18 protein-coding genes and 1 pseudogene are annotated in these 23,313 nt (G+C 41.5%); 3 read left to right on the top strand and 16 right to left on the bottom strand.

Annotated elements, in window-relative coordinates; genetic code table 11:
* Positions 1-2 precede the first annotated feature (2 nt).
* The 4 genes from HMPREF9421_RS02285 to HMPREF9421_RS02270 form a co-directional block, all read right to left on the bottom strand.
* A complete protein-coding gene (locus tag HMPREF9421_RS02285; RefSeq protein ID WP_006595368.1) occupies positions 3-131 on the bottom strand; it encodes a teichoic acid D-Ala incorporation-associated protein DltX in 129 nt (42 codons plus the stop codon).
* 168 nt (positions 132-299) lie between these two features.
* Positions 300-1,565, bottom strand: a complete 1,266-nt coding sequence (locus HMPREF9421_RS02280) for a S41 family peptidase (RefSeq protein ID WP_006595367.1) — start codon at positions 1,563-1,565, stop codon at positions 300-302.
* Positions 1,566-1,657: 92 nt separating this feature from the next.
* Positions 1,658-2,341: a DUF4956 domain-containing protein gene (locus HMPREF9421_RS02275; protein ID WP_006595366.1), complete on the bottom strand. Its 684-nt coding sequence runs from the start codon at positions 2,339-2,341 to the stop codon at positions 1,658-1,660.
* Positions 2,334-3,113, bottom strand: coding sequence for a polyphosphate polymerase domain-containing protein (locus tag HMPREF9421_RS02270; RefSeq protein WP_006595365.1), 780 nt, complete (start codon positions 3,111-3,113; stop codon positions 2,334-2,336). Before HMPREF9421_RS02270 ends, HMPREF9421_RS02275 begins: the two co-directional genes overlap by 8 nt.
* 227 nt (positions 3,114-3,340) lie before the next feature.
* On the opposite strand from HMPREF9421_RS02270, the gene HMPREF9421_RS02265 reads away from it, so the two are divergent.
* Entirely contained in the window at positions 3,341-4,591 is a 1,251-nt protein-coding gene (locus tag HMPREF9421_RS02265; RefSeq protein ID WP_174263575.1) for a carbohydrate-binding domain-containing protein, read from the top strand.
* A 320-nt stretch (positions 4,592-4,911) separates the two neighbouring features.
* Positions 4,912-5,577: a DUF4947 domain-containing protein gene (locus tag HMPREF9421_RS02260; protein WP_231911640.1), complete on the top strand. Its 666-nt coding sequence runs from the start codon at positions 4,912-4,914 to the stop codon at positions 5,575-5,577.
* A gap of 65 nt (positions 5,578-5,642) precedes the next feature.
* Here the strand turns inward: HMPREF9421_RS02260 and HMPREF9421_RS02255 are convergent, their stop codons facing one another.
* Positions 5,643-8,438, bottom strand: a complete 2,796-nt coding sequence (locus HMPREF9421_RS02255; RefSeq protein WP_006596974.1) for a YhgE/Pip family protein — start codon at positions 8,436-8,438, stop codon at positions 5,643-5,645.
* Positions 8,439-8,573: 135 nt separating this feature from the next.
* On the opposite strand from HMPREF9421_RS02255, the gene HMPREF9421_RS02250 reads away from it, so the two are divergent.
* The gene (locus HMPREF9421_RS02250) at positions 8,574-9,110 is read left to right on the top strand and encodes a TetR/AcrR family transcriptional regulator (RefSeq protein ID WP_006595361.1); all 537 of its coding nucleotides are present in this window, start codon (positions 8,574-8,576) and stop codon (positions 9,108-9,110) included.
* Positions 9,111-9,421: 311 nt separating this feature from the next.
* On the opposite strand, the gene HMPREF9421_RS02245 is transcribed toward HMPREF9421_RS02250, so the two are convergent.
* The 11 genes and pseudogenes from HMPREF9421_RS02245 to apf form a co-directional block, all read right to left on the bottom strand.
* The gene (locus HMPREF9421_RS02245; RefSeq protein ID WP_006595360.1) at positions 9,422-10,783 is read right to left on the bottom strand and encodes a bacteriocin secretion accessory protein; all 1,362 of its coding nucleotides are present in this window, start codon (positions 10,781-10,783) and stop codon (positions 9,422-9,424) included.
* Between the two features lie 27 nt (positions 10,784-10,810).
* Complete coding sequence (gene comA, locus HMPREF9421_RS02240; protein ID WP_006595359.1) at positions 10,811-12,964, bottom strand: peptide cleavage/export ABC transporter ComA; 2,154 nt, start codon at positions 12,962-12,964, stop codon at positions 10,811-10,813.
* A 282-nt stretch (positions 12,965-13,246) separates the two neighbouring features.
* A complete protein-coding gene (rpsD, locus tag HMPREF9421_RS02235; RefSeq protein ID WP_003009175.1) occupies positions 13,247-13,858 on the bottom strand; it encodes a 30S ribosomal protein S4 in 612 nt (203 codons plus the stop codon).
* A gap of 597 nt (positions 13,859-14,455) precedes the next feature.
* A complete protein-coding gene (locus HMPREF9421_RS02230; protein ID WP_006595358.1) occupies positions 14,456-14,728 on the bottom strand; it encodes a Veg family protein in 273 nt (90 codons plus the stop codon).
* Between the two features lie 3 nt (positions 14,729-14,731).
* Entirely contained in the window at positions 14,732-16,087 is a 1,356-nt protein-coding gene (dnaB, locus tag HMPREF9421_RS02225; RefSeq protein WP_006596978.1) for a replicative DNA helicase, read from the bottom strand.
* A gap of 24 nt (positions 16,088-16,111) precedes the next feature.
* Positions 16,112-16,563: pseudogene (gene rplI, locus HMPREF9421_RS02220) on the bottom strand (50S ribosomal protein L9).
* Positions 16,560-18,536: a DHH family phosphoesterase gene (locus tag HMPREF9421_RS02215; protein WP_231911641.1), complete on the bottom strand. Its 1,977-nt coding sequence runs from the start codon at positions 18,534-18,536 to the stop codon at positions 16,560-16,562. Before HMPREF9421_RS02215 ends, rplI begins: the two are co-directional and overlap by 4 nt.
* 219 nt (positions 18,537-18,755) lie before the next feature.
* On the bottom strand, positions 18,756-20,663 hold the full coding sequence (mnmG, locus tag HMPREF9421_RS02210) for a tRNA uridine-5-carboxymethylaminomethyl(34) synthesis enzyme MnmG (protein ID WP_006595354.1): 1,908 nt from the start codon (positions 20,661-20,663) through the stop codon (positions 18,756-18,758).
* Between the two features lie 8 nt (positions 20,664-20,671).
* Positions 20,672-21,127: an NUDIX hydrolase gene (locus HMPREF9421_RS02205; protein WP_006595353.1), complete on the bottom strand. Its 456-nt coding sequence runs from the start codon at positions 21,125-21,127 to the stop codon at positions 20,672-20,674.
* A 137-nt stretch (positions 21,128-21,264) separates the two neighbouring features.
* Positions 21,265-22,386, bottom strand: coding sequence for a tRNA 2-thiouridine(34) synthase MnmA (gene mnmA, locus HMPREF9421_RS02200; RefSeq protein WP_006595352.1), 1,122 nt, complete (start codon positions 22,384-22,386; stop codon positions 21,265-21,267).
* 204 nt (positions 22,387-22,590) lie between these two features.
* A complete protein-coding gene (gene apf / locus HMPREF9421_RS02195) occupies positions 22,591-23,133 on the bottom strand; it encodes an aggregation-promoting factor (protein ID WP_006595351.1) in 543 nt (180 codons plus the stop codon).
* Positions 23,134-23,313 lie beyond the last annotated feature (180 nt).

The following is a 23,313-nucleotide window of genomic DNA, read 5'->3' as shown; positions in this document are numbered from 1 at the left end:
CTTTAGAATTCATTGTAGATAAAGCCACCTTGGCCTTGACCAAGATAACTAAAGAAATAGAGTAGGGCTAAGAAAATAGCGAAATATAAGATTGTTTGCCCTATAAATTTATAAAGTGTTTTATGTTTCATCTTTTTCACTCTTCATTTTGATTATCACTGACTATTTTACCATTTTTTGTTCAGTCATAGCAATCCAAACACAAGGAAAAAATACTAGAAAACGTTACCATAAGAGACTCTTGAGATCTGACCTTGGATCGTTTGCTTTTCTGATTTAAGCCAACTACTATCTAAGCATTATCTTGCTGTTGCGCAACTCTGACGAATCAACTCCAAACACTTGTCTAGATCTACATCTCTTTCAAAATGGTCGGGACTCCATGGAACCTCTATATCCGGCTCCACACCTTGATCCGTCATTCCTTTTCCTTGATCCAGGCTTAGACAGCGAGAGGTAGGAAACATCAATCGATAATCACCATAGTCAACGGTACAACAATTGGAATAGTCTAAAATTCCGAGAGTTGGTCTACCTACCACCGTTACCTTCTTAAATTGCTTCATCATCTGGACAAAATTATCTCCAGAAGAAGCGCAGTAGGTGTCTGATAAGACAAAGATCCGCTCGGGATAGCGGCCTCCTCTAACCTCTGGGAAGAATTCCTCGCTTTCTTGCTGATACGGTACATAGCCTTTCCCCCGATGGCGGAGCAATTCCTCTTTCATCTCTTCAAGCAGTTTAATGGTTTCCGGACTAATTTCTTCCTGTTGCATCCAGTCCTCAAAGTCTTTCAAGCGCAGGTCAACATTGCGCTCCGTATAGAGAATTTCCATGCCATCATCATCCCAGTCAAGCGAATCATAACCCTGATCCTTCTCTAACCCTAGATGTAATAGAGGGAAGTATAAAGAATCTGTCCCTCCGCTGTTCTGTCGGACATCAATGAGAAGGAACTTGACCTCCGTCATCATCGGTAAGCACTCTTGGTATACCCGACTAATAGCTCCCTCATCCATAAAGTTATCCAGACGAAGATAAAGAATCTCATCGTCTAATCGTTTCCAAAAAATCTGATCTTTGATCGGCTCTCGACTGGGCGCTACTTCAATGGTCTTTTCTACCCCTTCTCGGAGAAGAGTAACCCTTCTTGACTGAGAGACCAAATCCGCCCATTCTCGGTAATGTCTTTCGGGGGTCTTACTGATAAAATAGTCCTTATGAAGAGACGCTACTTGGTCCAAGTCACTTCCATCCAGACCTAGGATCTGGTCCCCTGCTTGAAGACCGGTATCTGCATTCGCCTTTTCAACATAAAGTTGATGGCCCGTTACGCGTAAGAGAAAGCCTTTTTGACCAGCCTTTTTATTCTGAAAGGGGATATGGCCAATAATCCCAAAACTGGCTAGGTAGGACCTGACTTGATAAAGAAAGGCATCATCCGACATATCATCTGTCATTTTTTCTCGAAAGCGATCGGGGTCGCATCCTTTTCGATCCTTGATGGTAGATGAATCATGGCTCATAATTGAGATGACATCTTCAAAAATAGCAGTCTTTTTCATAAAGGATTCCTTCAATTTTTTAGAAACAGTATACCACTTTTTCTTAAAAAGTTCTTAAAACCCTAAAAAACTATCCTAAAGTAGGATAGCAGTTATAGATTCTTTCTTTTCTTCGCTCTCTTTGTCAGAGCGACATCACAATTTTCAACCTTGCTAATCAATAGATTGGCAAGGGCAAAATCATCGATGTTCGATTTCATATTTACCTCATAGTTCAAGGTCAGTTGTTCTCCAGCTTGGGCCGTTGTGACAGAAATAAAGTCAACTTCTGAACAACTTTGGTCTAACAACTGACTGATTTGTTCTGCAACAGCATCTTGTTTTGAAACTGTAATGGTCAAATGACGGCGCCGTTGATGATCTGCCTTACTCTGTTTGTTCTCCAATACAAGCCAAACCCCTAGTAAAGAGAGGGTTGATAAAATGGCCAATAAAAGATAGCCCGATCCTGCTGCTAGTCCTATAATCATGGCTAGAAAAATCGCAATCAACTCTCTCGAACCACTCGTAGCTGACCGGAAACGAATCAAACTAAAGGTCCCTGCCACTGCAATCGAGGTCCCCAAACTTCCATTGACCAAAAAGATCACTAAGGTCATCATACAAGGGAGCAAGGTCAAACTAATGACAAATTCTCGAGTGTACAGTGTCCGGTATTTATAGGTCCAAGATAGGGCCATTCCTAGAAAGAGGCTGACCAAAAGGGCCAACAGTAAGCGCAAGGGATCCACCGTTGCTGTGGCATTATTAAAAATAGAATCAAATAGATTAGACATAGGTAGCACCTGTCCTTTCTTGAATTGGCGTTGGTGCATAGTCTAAGCCTTGTGACTTATGGTAGGCACAACTGTATTTCGAAAATTTCTGCTTGACCAGTCCGTACTTATCTAGAATATCTTTCAGCCACTGAGGTTCTTCACCTGGGGCCTTGATTTCCATAATAATGGTATTTTCTTCTAATAAAGGCTCTCCAGCTTTTCCATGAAGGAGACTAACCTGCTGATCACGATAGACTAAGTTTTGATCCAAGGTGACCCGAATCTTGTTGTAAGGATAGCCTTGGATGCTCTTCTTTTCTTTTAAGGACAAACGATCATAATAGATGTACATCTGGGGCTGTAGTCGGTTATCATAGCGCTGGCGCAGTGCTTGGATTTCTTGAACCAAGTCCAGATCCTGAATGGTCTGATCCACTAGTCCATCCGTCATGAGGCGGGTAATGGAGGAGGGATTTGAGACCAGGCGGAACTTGTGACCAATGCCTTCTGCATCCTTTGATTTTACTTCTAGAAAAGCCGGACTCTCCACTGTTGGATGCTCTACATAGGTCCGCACCCGGATCTTTTCACGACGGTTCTGTTTAGCAAGGGCATCTTGGATCACATCGAAGTCTTCGGTATCAAAATAGACATTCGAAATCGTGGAGATGGGATAATCATCTTCAACCACATATTTCTTCAAATCTTTCAATAAGTCATCCAAGTCTTCTTTATTCACCACATATTTGGTTTCAATCCGCTTGAAGCTTGTCTCTACCGTTTTTTTCATGTTTTTCTCCTTTTGTTCTATAAAAGTTCGTTCGTTACATTATCGTTTTTTGTTGCAAAGCCACAAGTCGCTTTACTGGTTCCTTAGTTTAGTGGCCTTTTCTTAAGCTTTCATTAAGCCAAACTTAAAGAAAACTAAAGTTAAGATTCCTTTCAGAAAAACTTTAGGAAACTTTCAGCTAGCAACTTTAGACTAGGAGCATATCAATGGAACGAGAGGAAAAGCTCATGAAATCAAACAAATGGAAATTTTTATTAACGGGGGCCGCAACCCTCACCCTACTAACAGCGTGTAGCCAAGCATCATCTCAATCAGCTACAACAAGCAATACAGATCAAACAACTGCAACTTCTACTTCAAAAAATAAAACAAACAATTCCAACTATTTTACAGATAAGGACAAGGACAGCTCTTATGATGAAAGCAAAGCCTCTACTGTCAAACTGTCTGGATCTTCTGCAAGTGTAGCAGGTGACGGCGTAGCTGTATCTGGATCAACTGTGACCATCTCGAAGGCTGGAACCTATGTCATCTCTGGTGAATCCGATGGGGTTCAAATCAAGGTCGAAGCAGCTGACTCAGATGATGTTCACATCGTCTTGAAAGGAGTTACCATGACCAACACCAACGCACCAATCTCTGCTACGAAAGCAGGGCATGTCTACCTGACTCTAGCAGATGGCACGACCAATACCTTGTCTGATTCAAGTTCAAACAATGATGAAGATGCCGATGCGGTCATTTTCTCTAAAGGAGATCTCACCATCAATGGTTCAGGTACGCTCAACATCGATGCCAAGAAGAACAACGCTATCAAAGCTAATGACACTCTTCACATTACGGGTGGAACCTATAAAATCACGGCTGTAGGAGATGCCTTCAACGTCAATGATGAGCTCAATATCACCGGTACGACGATGACCATCGATGCAGATGAAGATGCGGTCAAGGTGGATAACGATGAAGATACATCTGTCGGAACCATGTATCTGTCTGACAATACCATGACCATTTCAGCTGGGGACGATGGCATCCATGCTTCTGGTGATCTGGTCATCGATAGCGGAACCTACAAGGTAAGCGAGTCAGTCGAAGGTCTCGAAGGAAAATCGATCACCATCAACGGTGGAGATATCACCATCTATGCAACCGATGACGGGGTCAATGCGGCTAATGCCAATGCCAACCAAGATGAAATTTTCTTCACCATGAATGGTGGAACCCTCAACGTTGAAGTTGGCCAAGGGGATACCGATCCAATCGACTCTAACGGCAATGTCACTGTGACTGGAGGAACCATCAATTTAACAGGTCAATCTGGATTCGACTTTGATGGTACTGCTACCTACACCGGTGGAGATATCTATATCAATGGTGAAAAACAAACAGAAATTGTCAATTCCATGCCTGGAGGCGGTGGTGCTCCCGGCGGTGGTGGGCCTCAAGGTGGTGGACCTGGCGGGCCTGGTGGACGCTAAATCCCTCTTCCAAGGCCACTAACTGAAGCACACAAGAAAGTGGGACAGAAATCGGTAATTCGTTAGAATTCGATTTCGTCGTCCCACCTCCGCACAGTTGAGTAGGGCTGTAAAAGCTGATGAAATCAGCCTAGTAGAGCCCGCTCAACCACTGCGTCTTGCTCGACAATCCAAAAACAATTGAGAGGCTAGGACTTTTGTCCCAGACTCCACGCTTCAAATGAGATAGAGTTGAACTCTCCTGTTTTTTCGTGCTTTCCAAGTTTTTATAGTGTACAATAGAAGAAATAGCGCTCTATAATTAGAAAGGGATTTACATGATGTCTAAAAAAATTACTCTCCTTGCAACGCTCTTTTTGAGTCTTTTCTTCTTGACAGCCTGTATGTCTGATTTTGAATCACATTTCAAACCGGATGAAACGAGCTCTCGTGCCTCTTCTAAAAAACAAGAGAAAAGTGAAAAAGAAGCCTCATCGTCAAAAAAATCATCTAAAGCTAGCTCTTCCAAAAAAGAGAAGAAAGAGTCTCAGACGGAAACCAGCTCTAGCAAAAAAATGGAGGAGCTCCCTGCCAATGCTAGCGAAGCTCCAAAAGACAAGATCTATGCAACTGGCGATTCTGTCGTTTACTATAAAAAATATGACGGTGGATTAAAAGTGCATACACCTGATTTCGAAGGCTATACAACAAAAATAGTCAAAAAAATTCTTGGAAAACCTGAAAAAACCCATGTTGATTCAAATTATATGCTCGAGACCTTCTCAGAAAAGGAACGGGAAAATCTGGTCAAACTCTATCAAGAGGGACACTTAACAGAAGAACAACTCCATGCTTTTTGGGCTGGTGTAATCGATCTAGCTCAAACGACTCAATTAGAGCAAACTTTTACAGTCTTTACATACAAAGAAGGACAAGTTCAACTTGTCTTTAAGGATGACAACCTTGTCTATATTACTCCAGATCCAGAAGTGCTTTATTTTAACTAAGAAAAATCCCCTTTCTCTTCAGAGAAGGGGGATTTGTTTCACATGAAACTATGGATAGAGGAAGTCTAGTCTTCTTCCATCTTTTGAGGTTGATAGGCTATCATTCCTAGACCAATACACAAGCCCAAAACCAGGGTAAGGAAGGTGACTTGCCCACCTATCTGACCAGATAAGGAAATGGTTTCCCGTAATCCCGATACGGTATAACTCATTGGCAACAGTGGATGAATGATTTGGAAGAAACGATTGGTGAGGGCAAGCGGATAAGTCCCTGCACTAGAAGCCAGTTGAAGGAGCAAGAGAATCAAAGAGATAAATGCTCCGACCTTGTTGTTCCATGTTGTTAAGGCAGTCACCATGGACATGAAGGTCACACTTCCTAACACACAGAGGAAAAGAGTCAAGCTTTCATGGTTTGCCGCCATTCCGAGCAGGTGGACAGCTCCGTAGACCAGGACACCAGCCAAGACAGCAATCATCCCGTTCACTTCCAATCTCGATTTAAGCCAAGCCCAACGACTTTCTGGATGACGCCCAGATGGCAATTTGGCAAAAATCATATTGGTAGAGAGAGCCGCGACGAAAAGGGCAACAGAGATCATATAAGGTGCCATCCCCACTCCATTCACTGGAGCATTGTCATGGTCTGTCTTTGAAAGGGTGATTGGATCTGACAATACGCTTGCATTTTCTTTTTCAGTGCTAGCGCTATTTAGTTGATCTTTGGCTGAACTCAAGCCTTGACTAAGATTCTGACTACCTGTTTGGAGATCACCCAAGCCTCCGACAAGAACCTGGCCTCCTGTCGCTAATCGACCTGAGCCATCGGCTATTTTAGTTGCACCATCCGCCAATTGATGAGAACCTGATAGTAACTGACCTGATTTATCCGATAACTGATCGACTCCTGATACAAGTTGATCAACACCGCTAGCCAAGACTGGTGTTTGAGTATTTAATTGACCGATCCCACTAGCTAGCAGTCCAGCACCTGTTGTTAATTCACTAGACTTACTAGTCAATTGGTTGGCTCCTGAAGCTAACTGATTCATTCCAGCAGTCAGAGCTGGCATTTTCCCATTTAAGTCTCCCAATCCTGTCGCTAGTTGACTACTTCCCATTATCAAGTCATCAGATTTCTGCTCCAGTTGACTTGTCCCTGCACTCAATTGAGTAGCTCCTGCTATCAAGCTACTGCTATTATCCGTAAGCTGACTAGCTCCGCCAGCTAATTGATCTACCCCTGTCGTATAGAGTTGAACTCCCTGGTTAAGGGTTTGGCTTGCTGGTAGAAGTTGCTCTGTCACTGCTGTCTGTAGGGAGCTCAAACTAGTTGAAAGAGTATTCAAGGTAGACGAAGCTGTTGGCAAGATCTGGTTGGCACTTTCTTTTACTGTGGCCAAGGGACTCTCGGTCGTTAAGTTTTCTTGCAAGCCTTGAACAGTGGTTAAAATCGCTTGAGCAGCAGTCTCCGTGGTACTTGAAGTAGCAGAGACAGCAGCCGTTATTTCTGCCTGTTGCTCAGCTGTCATTGATTGATAGGCAGCAGTAGCTTGAAGATTGGCTAGTACTGAATTGCGGTCAGCCTGTGCTGCTGCTGAAATCCCTTGAGCAGAGGTGGCGATGGTTGCCAAAGCTGTGCTGAGTTGACTAGTATCTCCACTCGTGTTCTGAATGGCTTCATTTAATTGGGTAAGGCCTGCTGTTAATTGGGCAAGCTGCTCTTGTTGATTTGGTTGCGGAGTGAGTTGTGTGGATAAGGTTTGAATGCCTGTCTCTAACTGAGACACTCCATTTCTTAAGGCTTCCGATTGACCACTTAATTGACTAGCTCCACCACTAAGAGTAGCAAGACCTGAGCTATAGTTGGTTAGACCAGTCGTCAAATTACTAGCACCAAGATTCAACTGACTGACTCCTTTTGTATAGGTATCCAGTCCCGTTGAGAGAGTCGTCATCCCTGTATGCAATTGGCCAATTCCAGATGCTAACTGAGGCGTTTGACTAGCCATTTGGTTCAAACCATCTCCTAGCTGTCCAACACCAGATGTATAGGTCGTCAGTCCACTACTAAAGGTAGTAAAACCATTATGAAGTTGCCCAACTCCCGATACGAGGGTGGGAACTTTCTCCTGCATTTGATGAAGACCAGTTCCTAATTGGCCAACTCCATTGGTGTAGGCCAAGAGTCCAGTGCTAAGAGTCTGTGCCCCATTTGAAAAAGACAGACTCGAATTGGACAAGGTGGTCAAATGGTCTGTCAGAGTCTGTCCACCCTCTTTTAGCTGACCAGCACCGGTCGCTAATTTCTGGCTTCCTTCCGCTGCTGTTCCCATACCTGTCTTCAAGCTTCCCATCTTTTCGAAAAGAGCGCTGGTATAGGTTTGGGTGACATTACTAGCAACGGTTTGCTGGATTTTTATCATGGCGGAATCACTCATCTTACCAGCAATAAAGCTATGGCCGCTGGATGTTTGGTAGGCAATGGTCATCTGTTCCGGATGATTGGTTAAGATAGAAGCAGCTTTAGCAGATAGATCTTTGGGCAAGGTCACCACCATATAGTACTCACCCTTTTCCAGCCCCTCTTTAGCTGCTCTTTCATCGACAATATGAAAATCCAGGGCATCACTTTTCTCAAAATTGGACACCATGTCTTTTCCGATTGTCAATTCTTCTTCCTGATAACGAGCTGGTTGGTCTTGATTGACAACTGCTACTGGCAGGTCCGAAACCTTGCCATAAGGATCCCACATAGAGGATAGAAAGATCACATTGTAGAGAGCTGGTATCAAGGAAACCCCTATCATCACAACGATGAAGGTTGGTTTCCTAAAAATCGCTTTCCATTCCTTAAACATTTTTTGTCTCCTTTTTATACACATTGTCTAATTTTTTGATATAATTGATTATACAGTTCTTTTTAAAAACCGCAAGTTAAAAAACTTATTTTTAGACACTGTGTATAATTTTGTTCATAAAAAAGGGAGACTAAAATGGTTACCGAAAGCAATAAGCGAATAAAAACAAAACGGATCATACAGGAAGCCATGGTTGACCTCCTTCATAGAGAGTCCTTTGATGAGATTTCAACCGTTCAGTTGGCAAAAGAAGCCGGTATCAGCCGGAGTAGCTTCTATACCCACTACCGCGATAAGTACGATATGATTGAGCGCTACCAACAGGAATTTTTCCACAAAGTTGAATACATCTTCGACAAACAACAAGATGATAAACACCAAGCTGTTACCGAAGTTTTCGAATTTCTCACCAAGGAGCCCCTCTTTGCTGTCCTTCTAACCGAGAATGGGACAAAAGAAATTCAATCCTTCTTGCGGCACAAGCTACAAGTTCTACTAGTGGATAGCTTGCAAGAGCGTTATGGCCATCGATCTTTGACCGAAATCGAAAGAGACTACAGTTCTGTCTACCTCACCAATGCCTTCTTTGGAGTCTGTCAAATGTGGGTGGCGCGTGGTCAAAAAGAAAGCCCCCAACAAATGGCGGACTTCCTATTAAAAATGCTAGAATAAAAAAGAGACCTCGGTCTCTTTTTTGAATGTAGACAAACTATTGTTTTACATAAAACGGCTAGATGATTTTCAAAAATGACTTTTATTTTTTTAGCCATTTAATAAAAAGATTAAAAACTTCCCGACGTGAGAAAAGTGTTAGAGACACTAGTGTCTCTAACACTCGGGAGTTTTGAGACCTTAGGCTCAAAACTAAGTCATGGAACTTCGTAGAAGTTCGCTGACGTCCGTACTCACCTAAGGGAAGTTTTTCAGAAGACTTTATCTTAAATCTGAAAAGAGACCTCGGTCTCTTTTTATGTTATGTTTCTTTAGTTCCCTGCTCCTAAAAATTGATCCACAAAGAAACTGAAGTAAGATTTTTCTCCTGTGATCAGAACACACTTCCCTTCCAATCCGTACCGTAGAAGTTTGGCTTCCTGATCCTTGAGACGAAGAACTCCCTCGATTTTGAAAAAATTCCCCTGTTCAGTCCGAGTGGCACTCGAAGCAATGGAGCTAATACGGGCCTCTAGCGTAATTGGTTTTTGTTTACTTCCCTGTGTGCTAAAGCGAATCCGATCTCCCACATGAATCGTAGCTATATCTTTTGAAGGAATATAGGTAACAATCTTGACTTCTTTTTCTTTCTGAATGAGTGGATAAACTTGTGCCAAAGGAGTGCCTTCCGTTACAATACTCGCTCCTTTTGTTTCATCATTCAAATGAATTACCCCTTCATCCTTGGCTAGAATCTGAGTCTTCTGAAGAAGAGTTTCTTGTGTTTTTAACTTACTGTCTAAATCTGCGATTTGCTGAGAAAGAAGCAACAGATCTTGTCCAACCTTACTTAGCTGTTGAGCTTTCAGCGAGGCTATTTGACTATCTAAACTGGTCGAAAAAGCTTGTTGACTTCCGGATCCCGCATATTGAATTCGATAATTAGAAATACTCGCTTCTAGCTGCTGGATTTGACTATCCAGTTGACTGATAAAAGAAGCTTGTGCTTGAGCGTTTTCTTCTCCATGTGGTTGCTGAGCGTAACTCTGGTAGAGGGAGTAAAGTGGATGAGTCACATCCAGACTTCTTCCCTCTAGGAGAGCTGATTTTAGACTACGGTAATCAGTTAATCGCTTCTCCTGGTCTTGGATAGCTTGGCCAATTTCTGCTTGACTGGAACTTGCACTAGCATTTTGAGAAGCAATAGTCGCATTTTGTTGATGGGCTTGCGCTTGGAGAATCGCTATCTGTTGCTGGTAATCCTTAAACAGCTGATCATACCCAAAATGTTCATTTCCTGTAAACTGACTCTCCCCGGTCTCAATGCTCGTTTTCAACAGTTTTAATTGTTCCTCCTGTTTCTTTAAGAGGTCTAGCTGTTGCGTCAAGCTCATTCCTTGTTGTTTTTCCTGATCCTCTTGGTATTCTACCAAGATTTCTCCCTTTTTAATCTCTTTATTTTCCTTCAAATGGTTGACTTGAATGGGAGAATTACTCGTTGACTGGATTTGGTCCACCACGCGCGTAGCTTCAATCGTCCCACGACTAGACAAGGTCACTTCCTTCTTGGCAAAGACAGAGAATCCCACAATAAACAGTAGTAAAAGAAAACAAGGGACTACCCACAAACTAGCAAAATTATGGAAACGTTTCTGATAGAATTCTGCACTTTCAAAATATTTTTCGTTCATCATACTCTCTTTTTTTCTCCTAGTCCTCTCTTAACAAGTTACCAAATGGCTGTAATAACCATTCTTTTTCAGCAGTTCTTCATGACTTCCTTCTTCTTTCAGACGACCTTGGTCCAGGAGGAAGACTTTTTCAGAACGCTCTGCAATCGTTAACCGGTGGGCAATAAAGATAATGGTTTTATCTAAGGCCATCAAGCGGTCCACAATTTTCTTCTCCGTCAAGATATCCAGGCTACTGGTCGCTTCATCCAGAATCAGAATCGGAGCATCCGTTAATAAGGCACGCGCCAAGGCAATCCGCTGCCGTTGTCCACCAGAAATTCCCATGCCATCCGTAGTCAATTCCGTTTGGTAATTGAGGGGCATGCGCTCAATGTCTTCTCGAATTCCTGCGATTTCAACCGCGCGCAAAATATCTTCCTGACTGGTTCCTTCCCGCGCTCCCAGTAACAAGTTCTCTAAAATCGTACCATTAAAGACATAGGGCTGCTGGGGTAAATAATTGATTTGCTGGCGGAGCAAAGTTTTATCGACTTGCTGGATATCCGTTCCTCCCAGACGAATCGTCCCTTTATTGGGTTGGTAGAAATTCACCATCATCTTTGCTAGCGTGGTTTTTCCAGAACCGGAAATACCGACAAAACTCACCTTGCTCCCTTTTTTGATCCTTAAGTTAATATCTGTTAAAACATTGGCTCCAAAACCGTACTTGTAGTCCACTCCCTCAAAAACCAGATCACCATCGAGAGTCTCACGCTCTTGAAGAGGCTTCTTCTCTGCGAACTCAGAGTCTATCAAATAGACTTCATTCAGACGTGTATTGGCCACTCGGGCTGCTTGCAGTTTAGTTTGGAGGTTGATCAAATTCTCTAGAGGCCCTGTGAAGTAAACAAGGAGAGTATTGTAGGTAATCAGCTGACCCAAACTCAATTCTTGCTTCATGACCAAATGAGCTCCCATCCACAAGACCAAGACATTCAAAATCAACTGGGCCAAGTGCTTGAGCCCCTTTTGAAGACTCTCCGCCTTGCTCATGGCAAAGGACTTCTTCAGATAATCCACAAATTCTGTGTCAATCTTTTGATAACGACTACGCTCACTGGTCAGAGACTTGATGGTTTCAATCCCATTGATATCTTCGATAATAGAAGAAGACAAGACACTATTGGCTTCCATGGTTTCATTATTTAAGCGCTCAAAAGGCTTCATAAAGGCAAAAATAATGACCGCATAAATCGGCAGTAAGAGAATGGTCAAGAAAAAGAGATGAGCATTTTGGCTAAACAGGACTACTGATAAAATCAAAACAATAGACAGATCCAAAAAGATTGAAAGCAACGTACTAGCCAGAGCATCGATAATCCGGTTGGCATCTGTAAACCGCGACACCACTTCTCCTGTCCGTCGAGTTGCAAAGAAACTCATAGGCAACTGAAAAACATGCTTAATATAGGATAGAATGACATCTATAGACAAGCGTTGGCCTAAAACAAGAAGCAAGTAATCTTGCGCATAGGTCAGGACTTGCTGTAAGATGTAAACCACGATCAACCCTAGTGAAATCACACTCAGCGTCTGCTTCATCTGATCAGGCACATAGGTATCAATAATCGATTGTAAGTAGTAAGAACCCACAATATTGATGAGGGTCACCAATAACGTTGCAAGAACAATATGCAGAACCAATTGCCGCTGTTTAAACAAAAGAGGGACAAAGTCTAGGAGCCCATTTTTCTTTTCTTTACTCGGTTGATAGGCTGGAGTCGGGGCCAGGGCAATGACAATCCCTGTCCATTCCTTTTCAAACTCTTCGATCGTCAATTTGGTCATCTTTACCTTTGGATCTGGATCTGCTATGTAAAGATACTTTTTATCTTTCTTATAGACTACGTAATAGTGAGGGAGACGCCCATCCTTGATCACGTGGACAATCAATGGATAGGTCACTCCTTCCAAGTCAAAAAGTGTGCGGTCTGCTCGGAAGGCGCGTGTCTCAAATCCCAACTCCTCAGCCACCTTGACCAGACCTAAGGCGGTCGTTCCATCTGCAGTCGTTTTTGCCTTCTCCCTCAGACTAGCTAAAGAATAGTATGATCCATAGTAACCAAAGACCATGGCTAAAGCTGCAACACCGCAATCTCTCATGTCAACTTGTTGGCGATAATGTTTTTTCTTAAATCCCATAAGAACCCTTTCCAATCGTTTGTTTCATCTTAACAAAAAGGACTATCTAAGAAGAAAAAATCGCTATTTGGTTCATTATTTTAGGTATTTGGTCATAAAAATATCGAAATCAGGAGAGTTGTTATCTATTTTGAAAAAGAAAAACCGCCTATTTTTACGACGGCCATTTCTTTCTACGAAGTAAACTTAGGGAGCAAATAAGGGAACAAACCCCGAAATCAACGCTTTAAGACAAAACAAAAAGCCCACTGTCGTAGGCTTTCTGCAAATTTTTTCTTAAAATTAAAGCATTTTGTTGTAGAATTCAACGACAAGTGCTTCGTTGATTTCTGGGTTGATTTCATCGCGTTCTGGCAAGCGAGTCAATGAACCTTCCAATTTTTCAGCATCGAATGATACGAATGCTGGACGTCCAAGAGTTGCTTCAACAGCTTCAAGGATCGCTGGAACTTTAGCTGATTTTTCGCGAACTGAGATCACTTGACCTGGAGTTACACGGTATGAAGGGATATCAACGCGTTTTCCGTCAACAAGGATGTGACCGTGGTTAACGAATTGACGAGCTTGACGACGGGTAGTCGCAAGTCCAAGACGGTAAACAACGTTATCCAAACGACGTTCCAAAAGAAGCATGAAGTTGAAACCGACTGTTCCTTCTTTGATCTTAGTAGCTTGTACGAACAAGTTACGGAATTGTTTTTCACCAAGTCCGTAAGAGAAACGAAGTTTTTGTTTTTCAGCTAATTGCAAACCGTATTCTGATAATTTTGAACGGTTGTTTGGTCCGTGTTGACCTGGTACATAGTTACGACGTGCCAATTCTTTACCTGTACCTGTAAGTGACAAGCCAAGACGGCGAGATTGTTTCCAAGATGGTCCTGTATAACGTGACATTTGAAATGTCCTCCTATAAAAATAATTTTTTGTAGGAAATAACGTTTTAGACAAACCTGATTCGTTCAGAAAGCCTTCGCCCAAACAGCAAAGGTTACTTTTCTAGCTGGCTTCCTGTTGACGAGCTTCATTTTGTCCTGCTGTCATTTCGCACAAATTCTATTATACCACCAATACCAGTCCTTGTAAAGTTGCTTTCTCGTTTTTTTGTATTTCTTTCTATAACTGAAAAGTAAAATGAAGGCTTCTGGCTAGCGACTTTCTAAATTTCTAATTTCTGACTTCGATTATCATGTATTTTTCTTTCCTGTCTTATAATATTTATTTTGTTTACATGAATCTTTACAGCTTATTTACAGCTAGTCAAGTATGATTGTTTTAACAGTCTCCCAAATATCTCTATATTGTAGAAAGATTAAGAACATAAATGAGATGACTCTTCAAAAGATTCCCTATCTATTATTGACAGATTTGATTGTAAAATTGACACCTTTGTCAATAAATTTACACAATTAACATCTATTATATGGTTCATATCATCAAAAAAAACCATCTCCTAGAAGAGATGGTTGGAATGGGTAGATCACCCTAACCAAATTAATCTAAGTAATGAATCAGATTTTTCTCAGTTAAAATATCTGAGTAAGTATAAGATTCGACATAGGTTGTCGCTGGCTCACCAGGTAAACTATTTTCATTTGTATATTCGATAATAAACAAAGAAGGATAGACTTCAATTAATCGACCAAATTTATTTTTTTGACGTTTACGACCATTTTCCAAGGTCATTTCCACAATTTGGCCTTCATGAGCCTTGATTTCTTCTTTGATTTTTTTCATTTTTGCTACATCAGTAAATGCATCACTCATCCATTATTCCTCTACTCTCTTTGATATGCTGGAGAATTTATTATATTCCTTTTGGAAGATTAACTCCACTGTCCCACGCGCTCCCGAACGGTTTTTTTCAATGATGACTTCAACCTTATTATTTGGCAAGCCTTCTTCTTCCTCGCCTGCACGTTCATAGTAGTCATCCCGATATAGAAAGGCAACAATATCTGCATCCTGCTCGATGGATCCTGATTCACGGATATCTGATAGAACTGGACGTTTATCTTGTCGTTGTTCGACTCCCCGAGATAGCTGACTGAGGGCAATCACAGGAACCTTTAATTCCTTCGCCAAAATTTTTAATTGACGAGAAATTTCTGATACTTCCTGTTGACGGTTTTCGCGTCCAGTCCCAGTAATCAACTGCAAGTAGTCGATGAGGATTAAACCGAGATTACCTGTCTCTTGTGCTAATTTTCTAGAACGAGACCGAATTTCTGTAATCCGAATACCGGGAGTATCATCTATATAAATGCTTGCATTGGCTAGGTTTCCTTGTGCAATGGCATATTTTCGCCACTCATCGTCTGTCAGCTGACCCGTACGAATAGAATGGGATTCAATCAAGCCCTCTGCTGCCAACATCCGGTCTACCAAACTTTCAGCACCCATTTCCAGCGAGAAAATAGCAACTGTTTTATCCAACTTAGTTCCAATATTTTGGGCAATGTTTAGAGCAAAGGCAGTTTTACCAACCGCTGGACGAGCTGCAAGAATAATCAACTCTTCTTCATGAAGACCTGTTGTCATATGATCAAGATCTCGATATCCCGTTGCAATCCCAGTAATATCTGTTGTCTGCAAAGACCGAGTTTCAAGACTTCCAAAGTTGATATTTAAGATATCCTTGATATTCTTGAAACCACTCCGGTTGGCATTTTCACTAACATCAATCAGAGCTTTTTCTGCACCTGCAATAATTTCATCCGACGGACTAGCTCCATCATATGCTTGATTGATGCTCTCCGTTAAACGAGCAATCAGGCGTCTTAGAACCGCTTTTTCAGAAACAATCTTTGCGTAATATTCCGCATTGGCTGAGGTTGGAACAGAGTTGATGATTTCGGCTAGATAAGAGAGACCGCCGATATTTTGCAAATCCCCTTGACTATCTAAAATATTGCGAACTGTAGTCGCATCAATAGCATCTCCTCTGTCTGCAAGGTCAATCATCGCCTTAAAAATTAACCGATGGGCATATTTAAAGAAATCTGCTGGCTCAATAAACTCACGAACAAAAACCAGTTTTCCCTCATCAATAAAGATGGCTCCTAAGACAGATTGCTCTGCTTGGATATCTTGAGGCTGGGTTCTTAATTCTTCTATCTCAGCCATAGTCATTCCTTTCTAACGATGTACTTAACCTTCATTTACTCGAATTTGGATAACACCTGTAATATCCTGATAAATTTTAACAGGCACATCAATCAACCCAACAGAGCGAATTGGTGAAGCCACTTGAATGTGACGCTTATCGATTTTAATTCCAAATTGTTTTTGTAGTTCTTCTGCAATTTTTTTATTGGTAATCGAACCAAATGTACGTCCATCAGGACCAATTTTTTCTGTAAATTGGACAACGGTCGTTTCTTCTTCTAATTTTGCTTGAATGTCTTTCGCTTCTGCGACTAGTTCCGCATGGGCTTTTTCTTCAGATTTTTGCTTACCACGAAGCTCCCCAATCGCTTGGGCATTGGCTTCCTTAGCTAAATTCTTTTTAATCAAAAAGTTTTGCGCATAACCTGTTGGGACTTCTTTAATTTCCCCTTTTTTCCTTTTCCTTTTACATCTGCTAAAAAGATAACTTTCATTCTTCTTCCTCCTTATCCTTTTGGACCTCTTCTTGAATACAGTCAATCAACTGGGCACGAACCTGATCGATGGTTACATCTTCCAACTGAGAAGCCGCCGAATTAAAGTGGCCTCCGCCTCCCATTTGCTCCATAATTTTTTGCACGTTGACTTTGCTTCTGCTTCGAGCTGAAATGGAAATGCTTCCTTGTTCATTCAATGCAATAACAAAGGTCGCTTCAATTTTGGACATGGCCAACATACTATCCGCTGCTTTACTAATGGTGACTGTTCCATAAGGAACATCTGCTGCTCCTGTTGCCACAATAATATGTGGGAAGACCATTTGACCATTTAGGATCAATTCATTTACTTCGCGGTACTCATCAAAGTTAGTAGCTGAAATTTCCTGGATGAGAACACTATCACTGCCTCGGCTTCGTAAATAACTAGCTACATCAAATGTACGACTGGTTACGCGAACTGAGAAATTCTTGGTATCCAACATAATACCGGCCATCAGAACACTGGCTTGAATCTTATTCAAGCGGTTCTTCTTAGAATTCTGGAACTGAAGCAATTCAGTAACCAACTCACTCGCACTACTTGCGCCACTTTCAATATAAGTGATCATGGCATTTTCAGGAAAGTCTTCGTCCCGTCTATGGTGATCAATGACAATGACTTGGGAAAATTTCTCATACAAATCATTTGAAAGCGTGAGAGCTGTCTTCGAATGGTCTACCATAATCAAAAGGGATTGATCGCTTACCATCCGTAAAGCATCTGAAACTGTTACTAGTTTAGTCGCTCCATCTGATTGAATTTTTTCAACTGCTCGTTCGATATCCTGAGCCATAGACGTATCATCATAAACTGCATAAGAGCGTTCGTTGATATTGTTTGCAAATAATTGCATCCCAATCGATGCTCCCAAAGCATCCATATCTAATTTTTTATGGCCAACAACAAATACCTGATCAACTGATTTGATTTTTTCAGAAATGGCTGTCATCATTGCACGAGTTCGTGTGCGGGTGCGCTTGATAGCAGAAGCTGTCCCTCCTCCAAAGAAAATAGGATCCTTGCCTTCTTCTCTTTCTTTCACAACTGCTTGGTCACCACCTCGAACCTCAGCTAAGTTTAGATTTGACAAAGCAACTCTACCGATTTCATCATGTTTGCCATCTCCGTAAGAGAATCCCATACTTAACGTAATGGGTAATTCACGATTTTTCGCTTCCTCACGGAATTGGTCAATAATAGAAAATTTAGATTCTATTAATTGTTCAAGGACCGTATAGTCGGTAAAGAGATAAAAACGATCCATCACAACTCTTCGGTAAAATATATGGTATTTTTCCGAGAATTCTTCAACAAAGTTTGCAATAAATCCATTGATGCTACTGATATCCGAATCAGATACAACATCTTCTAAATCATCATAGTTGTCTACGGACATAATCCCGATGACCGGCCTAGTCGTTACAAGACCAACGTTGGCCTCGTACTCACTAGACGCATCAAAAAAATAAACGACACTGGCCTGGGAATCTAGATAAACAGAATATTTCTTATCTCCAATGGTTGCATAATGGCCTTTCCCTTCAAAAGGGATCGCCAACACTTGTTGCAGGTATTCCACATCGAATTGCCCATCCTCAGTGGAGAAAATCAACTCCGCATAAGGATTGAACCACTCAACTTCATTGGTTTCACCGTTTACCTTGATTACACCAACTGGCATTTTATCCAGTAGCGATGCCAACCCATTTTCAGCCTGATGATTGACATATTGAATTTGTTCTAGCTCATCCAATTCTACTTGCTTTAATTGATGAAGAAAGAGATAGATGACACCGGAAAGAATCAACAGAATCACAAATAAATTTACAATTGTGCCACCCAATAATCTGGAACTGATGGCTAATATAATAAATGCTAACAAACCTACCATACAATAATGGATAGGCGTCATACGAAATTTTTTCATCATAAACCTCTGTTGGGCCATTATACCATAAAACATAAGAAAAAGCGAGGACAGTCAAGCCTTTCCACCAAAGAAAAAGCTGACAGGGATTAAGGTCCGGTCCCTCATTTGTCAAATGGTGTAAAGGATGTTTACACTATTGTAAATATACAGCAGAACGAGAAAAGAAGTAGCTATTTGGCTACTTCTTCCACATATTTACATCATAATAAGTTAGGATTATTTTTCTTGATTCTTAGAAATGCTCCGACTCTTGCCTTCAAGATACACCATCAAGATAGAAATGTCAGCTGGGTTGACACCTGAGATCCGGCTAGCTTGACCAATGGTCTCTGGATTAATCAGTTTGAACTTTTGACGAGCTTCTGTTGCGATGGAGTCAATATCATCCCAGTCAATATTGGCAGGAATTCGTTTTTCTTCCATTCGCTTCATTTTTTCAACCTGATCTAAAGCTTTTGAGATATAACCCTCGTACTTAATTTCAGTTTCAATCAGCTCGATAATCTTATCATCTAGTTCTTCAGTCGCTGGTCCGATAAAGTTGACAACATCTTGATAAGATACTTCTGGTCTTCTCAAGAATTCTTTGGCTGTGACAGCATCTGTCAATGGTTTAAAGCCTAGCGCTGCCACCTTCTCGTTCGTTTCCTTTACAGGTTTTAGCTTGATACTGTCAAGGCGCTTCATTTCATTTTCAAACTGATACTTCTTGGTTTCAAAACGTGCCCAACGTTCGTCGTCAACTAGACCAACCTCGCGACCGATTTCTGTCAAGCGCATATCTGCATTATCATGACGAAGAATCAAACGATATTCAGCACGACTTGTTAACAAACGATAGGGCTCAACTGTCCCTTTGGTTACCAAGTCATCAATCATGACTCCAATATAACCATCACTACGTTTCAAGATGAGCTCTGGTTTTCCTTGAATTTTTAGGGCAGCATTAATCCCTGCCACAATTCCTTGGCCAGCAGCTTCCTCATAGCCAGATGTTCCATTGGTTTGGCCTGCTGTAAAGAGACCTGAAATTTTCTTGGTTTCTAAAGTTGCCCGCAATTGATGTGGAAGAACCATATCATACTCAATCGCATAACCCGTTCGCATCATCTCAGCATTTTCCAATCCCTTAATAGAATGGACAAGATCTCGTTGCACATCCTCTGGTAAACTGGTTGACAAGCCTTGGACATAGACTTCTTCTGTATTGCGTCCTTCTGGTTCAAGGAAAAGCTGATGACGTTCCTTGTCAGCAAAGCGAACAATTTTATCTTCAATAGATGGACAATAACGAGGGCCAACACCCTTTACAACACCTGTAAACATAGGGGCCCGGTGTAAATTGCTGTTGATGATCTCGTGACTTTGACTATTGGTATAGGTTAGCCAACAAGGGATTTGATCCTTTAAATAATCCTCGTCACGCGAATTGTAAGAAAAGTGATTTGGATTCTCATCACCAGGTTGAATTTCCGTTTCTTCATAATTGATTGACGATGCCTTTACACGTGGTGGCGTACCCGTTTTGAAACGACCAATTTCTAGTCCTAGATTTTTGAGATTGTCAGCCAAATTAATAGAAGCAAGGCTATGGTTAGGGCCAGATGAATACTTGAGATCCCCAATGATGATTTCTCCACGTAAAGCTGTTCCAGTCGTGACAATAACAGCCTTGGCCCCATATTCTTGGTGAGTCGCAGTTCGAACACCAATAACCTTCCCATCTTCTACCAAAATTTCATCAATCATGGTTTGGCGAAGAGTCAAGTTTTCTTGGTTCTCAACCGTCCTGCGCATTTCCTTAGAATAAAGTTCCTTATCCGCTTGGGCACGAAGTGCACGGACTGCTGGACCCTTTCCTGTATTCAACATCTTCATTTGAATGTAGGACTTGTCAATATTCTTGGCCATCTCGCCGCCGAGGGCATCTACCTCACGGACCACAATCCCTTTTGCCGAACCACCAATTGAAGGATTACATGGCAAAAACGCCAACATTTCGATATTGATGGTTGCAAGTAAAACTTTACAACCCATTCGGCTCGCAGCAAGGGAGGCTTCTACCCCAGCATGCCCCGCTCCGATTACAATAATATCGTATTCTTCTATAAAATTATAAGTCATTTTTTCTCCTATTCTTTAAGATGGATGTGTCGTAATTGTCCGTCCCAATCTGGTAAGGCGGTTTTTAAAAATGACGGCTTCAGATTAACAGTATGTAGATCATCTAAAGCAAGCCACCGGCAAGGTAAGGGCTTCGCATCTTCTTGCATGGTTAACGGTGCATCTTCCAGTAAGTCTACTAAATAATGGAACTCGATATTATGATAGTGGACCTCAGCTTGTTCAAATCGATTTTCAACAATGAAAGCTAACTGAACCGCTCTAGATGCGACCCCAAGTTCCTCTTTTACTTCTCGAACTACGGCATCTCCAGTAGCTTCATCCACTTGAATAGCACCTCCGATTGTATAAAAACCATCCTCATCTTCTACGACTAATAAGCGATTGTCTTTTACAATCAAAGCAGTCGCTCTCACACCAAAAACCGTTTGGTTTGACTTGGTCCGAAAATCCTGTTCTTGCATGTAACTTCCTTTCGAAACGACACAAAAATAGTCAAAACTCTGAGAAGTGCAGGACAAAAAAGCCTGCAACATCCATGAGCTTTGACCATCACTTCTATTGCTTTTATTATTGTAGCAAATTGAGAAAATTTGTCAATTTAAATATACTGACAAACTTTACCATCTCGATAAGCATTGTCAATTAGTCCACCACCTAGACACTCTTCACCATCGTAAAAGACAACAGCCTGACCTGGTGTAATAGCTCGTTGAGGTTCTGCAAAAGTTACCTCAGCCTTGTCACCTTTGACATGAACCGTCACCTTGGAATCTGGCTGGCGATAACGGAACTTGGCTGTACACTCCAATGTAAACTCTTCTGGCATCTCTCGTGTAAAGTGAACTTGACTAGCTTGTAAACTTGTTGACATCAGTGCTTCATGATAGAATCCTTGACCGACATACAGAATATTTTGACTCAGATCTTTACCAACGACAAACCAAGGAGCATTGTCCCCACCTTGTTGGCCACCGATTCCAAGTCCACCCCGCTGACCGATCGTATAATACATCAAACCGGCATGCTCACCCATATCCCGTCCATCTACGGTCATCATTCGGCCCGGTTGGGCAGGGAGGTAGTTCCCTAGAAACTCTTTGAAATTCTTTTCTCCAATAAAGCAGATCCCAGTGGAATCTTTCTTTTTAGCTGTAGCTAATCCAGCCTCTTCAGCCAACCGGCGAACCTCAGGTTTTTCCAAATGTCCCAACGGGAACATGGTTTTTTGAAGTTGTTCTTGTGACAACTGGCTAAGGAAATAAGTTTGATCCTTCCCATTGTCAACACCGCGTAGCATATGAACAATGCCATCCTCATCACGCGCCACACGCGCATAGTGACCCGTGGCTACATAATCGGCACCGAGTGTCATGGCATAATCTAAGAAGGCCTTAAATTTGATTTCTTTATTACACATGACATCCGGATTTGGTGTGCGGCCTGCACGGTATTCTGCGAGGAAATATTCAAAGACACGATCCCAGTATTCTTTCTCAAAGTTGACAGAATAGTAAGGTATGCCAATTTGATCTGCAACTGCTGCTACATCTTTGTAATCTTCCGTAGCTGTACAGACGCCATTTTCGTCTGTGTCGTCCCAGTTTTTCATGAAGATGCCAATCACATCGTAACCCTGTTGTTTTAACAACAAAGCCGTTACAGATGAATCGACACCGCCACTCATACCAACAACAACACGTGTTTTCGAGTTATCACTCATAGATTTCTCCCATCTTTTCGTTTCTCACGATTGAAGGTCGTGGTTTGCTTCAACGATTGAAGGTCGTTTTGAGCATTATCAATTGTAACACGCTTTATAGTAGAAAACAAGCATCTTGCCATCCTTCTTATTGGCTATTGTATCTATATGTTTACAAGTCTGTAAATCAAAAAAGAGTCCAATTGCTGAACTCTTTCATCTACTTTAATACCAGCCATTGGCCAGCCAGAAGTTTTTAGCCGCCGACCATGATCCATATCGGTTGACAACATATTGATTGGCTACTTTTTCCTGGTTTTCTGGTGATAAGTCACCGTTTAAATAAGAAAGGGATAACTGGTAACGACCATAGTATTGGCCATTTTGTGCTGTGTAACTGCCACTTGATTCTTTCTGGGCAATCCATTCTTTAGCCGCTACATCTTCGGCACTTAAGCCATCTGAAGCAGATACCGTAGTTGTTGCTTGTCCAGTGTTATCTTTACTAGTGCTAGCTTGCTCTGTGGTATTAGTTGTTGCCTTGTCATCTTCAATCTCTAAAACTTGACCAACTGTAATGAGGTTGACATTACTAATCTTATTTTTCTTAGCAATCGCATCAACCGTTGTATTCTTCTCTTTAGCAATAGCTGATAAGGTATCACCTGACTTTACAGTGTAAGATTCTGCACTGGCAAGGACGGGAATAAACATTCCTGATAATAAGCTCAATCCGATTACACGTTTTACAAAGATTTTTTTATTCATGGTTTTACACTCCTTTTCTGTATGTTCTTTATCTTACAGAAGAAATGTTTCAGAAACTTTATGAAATCACGTCAAATATTTCAATAATATGTTAGCAAGAATAAAAAACACCTCAAATAAACTAGTTTTAAGTATCTTTTAAGTTTAAAACAAAATTTCCCTCTCAAATAGAAGAAAACA

The sequence above is a fragment of the Streptococcus australis ATCC 700641 genome, from assembly GCF_000186465.1.
Taxonomy (GTDB): domain Bacteria; phylum Bacillota; class Bacilli; order Lactobacillales; family Streptococcaceae; genus Streptococcus; species Streptococcus australis.
Note: the sequence above shows the minus strand (reverse complement) of the source record. Positions and strands in the feature narration are given on the sequence as shown.

Coding starts and splice junctions, on each gene's coding strand:
- dnaB (WP_006596978.1), bottom strand. CDS start 16,087: ATGGCTGAGATAGAAGAATTAAGAACCCAGCCTCAAGATATCCAAGCA.
- HMPREF9421_RS02270 (WP_006595365.1), bottom strand. CDS start 3,113: ATGAAAAAAACGGTAGAGACAAGCTTCAAGCGGATTGAAACCAAATAT.
- mnmG (WP_006595354.1), bottom strand. CDS start 20,663: ATGACTTATAATTTTATAGAAGAATACGATATTATTGTAATCGGAGCG.
- comA (WP_006595359.1), bottom strand. CDS start 12,964: ATGGGATTTAAGAAAAAACATTATCGCCAACAAGTTGACATGAGAGAT.
- HMPREF9421_RS02230 (WP_006595358.1), bottom strand. CDS start 14,728: ATGAGTGATGCATTTACTGATGTAGCAAAAATGAAAAAAATCAAAGAA.
- mnmA (WP_006595352.1), bottom strand. CDS start 22,386: ATGAGTGATAACTCGAAAACACGTGTTGTTGTTGGTATGAGTGGCGGT.
- HMPREF9421_RS02205 (WP_006595353.1), bottom strand. CDS start 21,127: ATGCAAGAACAGGATTTTCGGACCAAGTCAAACCAAACGGTTTTTGGT.
- HMPREF9421_RS02245 (WP_006595360.1), bottom strand. CDS start 10,783: ATGATGAACGAAAAATATTTTGAAAGTGCAGAATTCTATCAGAAACGT.
- HMPREF9421_RS02280 (WP_006595367.1), bottom strand. CDS start 1,565: ATGAAAAAGACTGCTATTTTTGAAGATGTCATCTCAATTATGAGCCAT.
- HMPREF9421_RS02250 (WP_006595361.1), top strand. CDS start 8,574: ATGGTTACCGAAAGCAATAAGCGAATAAAAACAAAACGGATCATACAG.
- HMPREF9421_RS02285 (WP_006595368.1), bottom strand. CDS start 131: ATGAAACATAAAACACTTTATAAATTTATAGGGCAAACAATCTTATAT.
- HMPREF9421_RS02260 (WP_231911640.1), top strand. CDS start 4,912: ATGTCTAAAAAAATTACTCTCCTTGCAACGCTCTTTTTGAGTCTTTTC.
- HMPREF9421_RS02215 (WP_231911641.1), bottom strand. CDS start 18,536: ATGAAAAAATTTCGTATGACGCCTATCCATTATTGTATGGTAGGTTTG.
- HMPREF9421_RS02275 (WP_006595366.1), bottom strand. CDS start 2,341: ATGTCTAATCTATTTGATTCTATTTTTAATAATGCCACAGCAACGGTG.
- apf (WP_006595351.1), bottom strand. CDS start 23,133: ATGAATAAAAAAATCTTTGTAAAACGTGTAATCGGATTGAGCTTATTA.
- HMPREF9421_RS02265 (WP_174263575.1), top strand. CDS start 3,341: ATGAAATCAAACAAATGGAAATTTTTATTAACGGGGGCCGCAACCCTC.
- HMPREF9421_RS02255 (WP_006596974.1), bottom strand. CDS start 8,438: ATGTTTAAGGAATGGAAAGCGATTTTTAGGAAACCAACCTTCATCGTT.
- rpsD (WP_003009175.1), bottom strand. CDS start 13,858: ATGTCACGTTATACAGGACCATCTTGGAAACAATCTCGCCGTCTTGGC.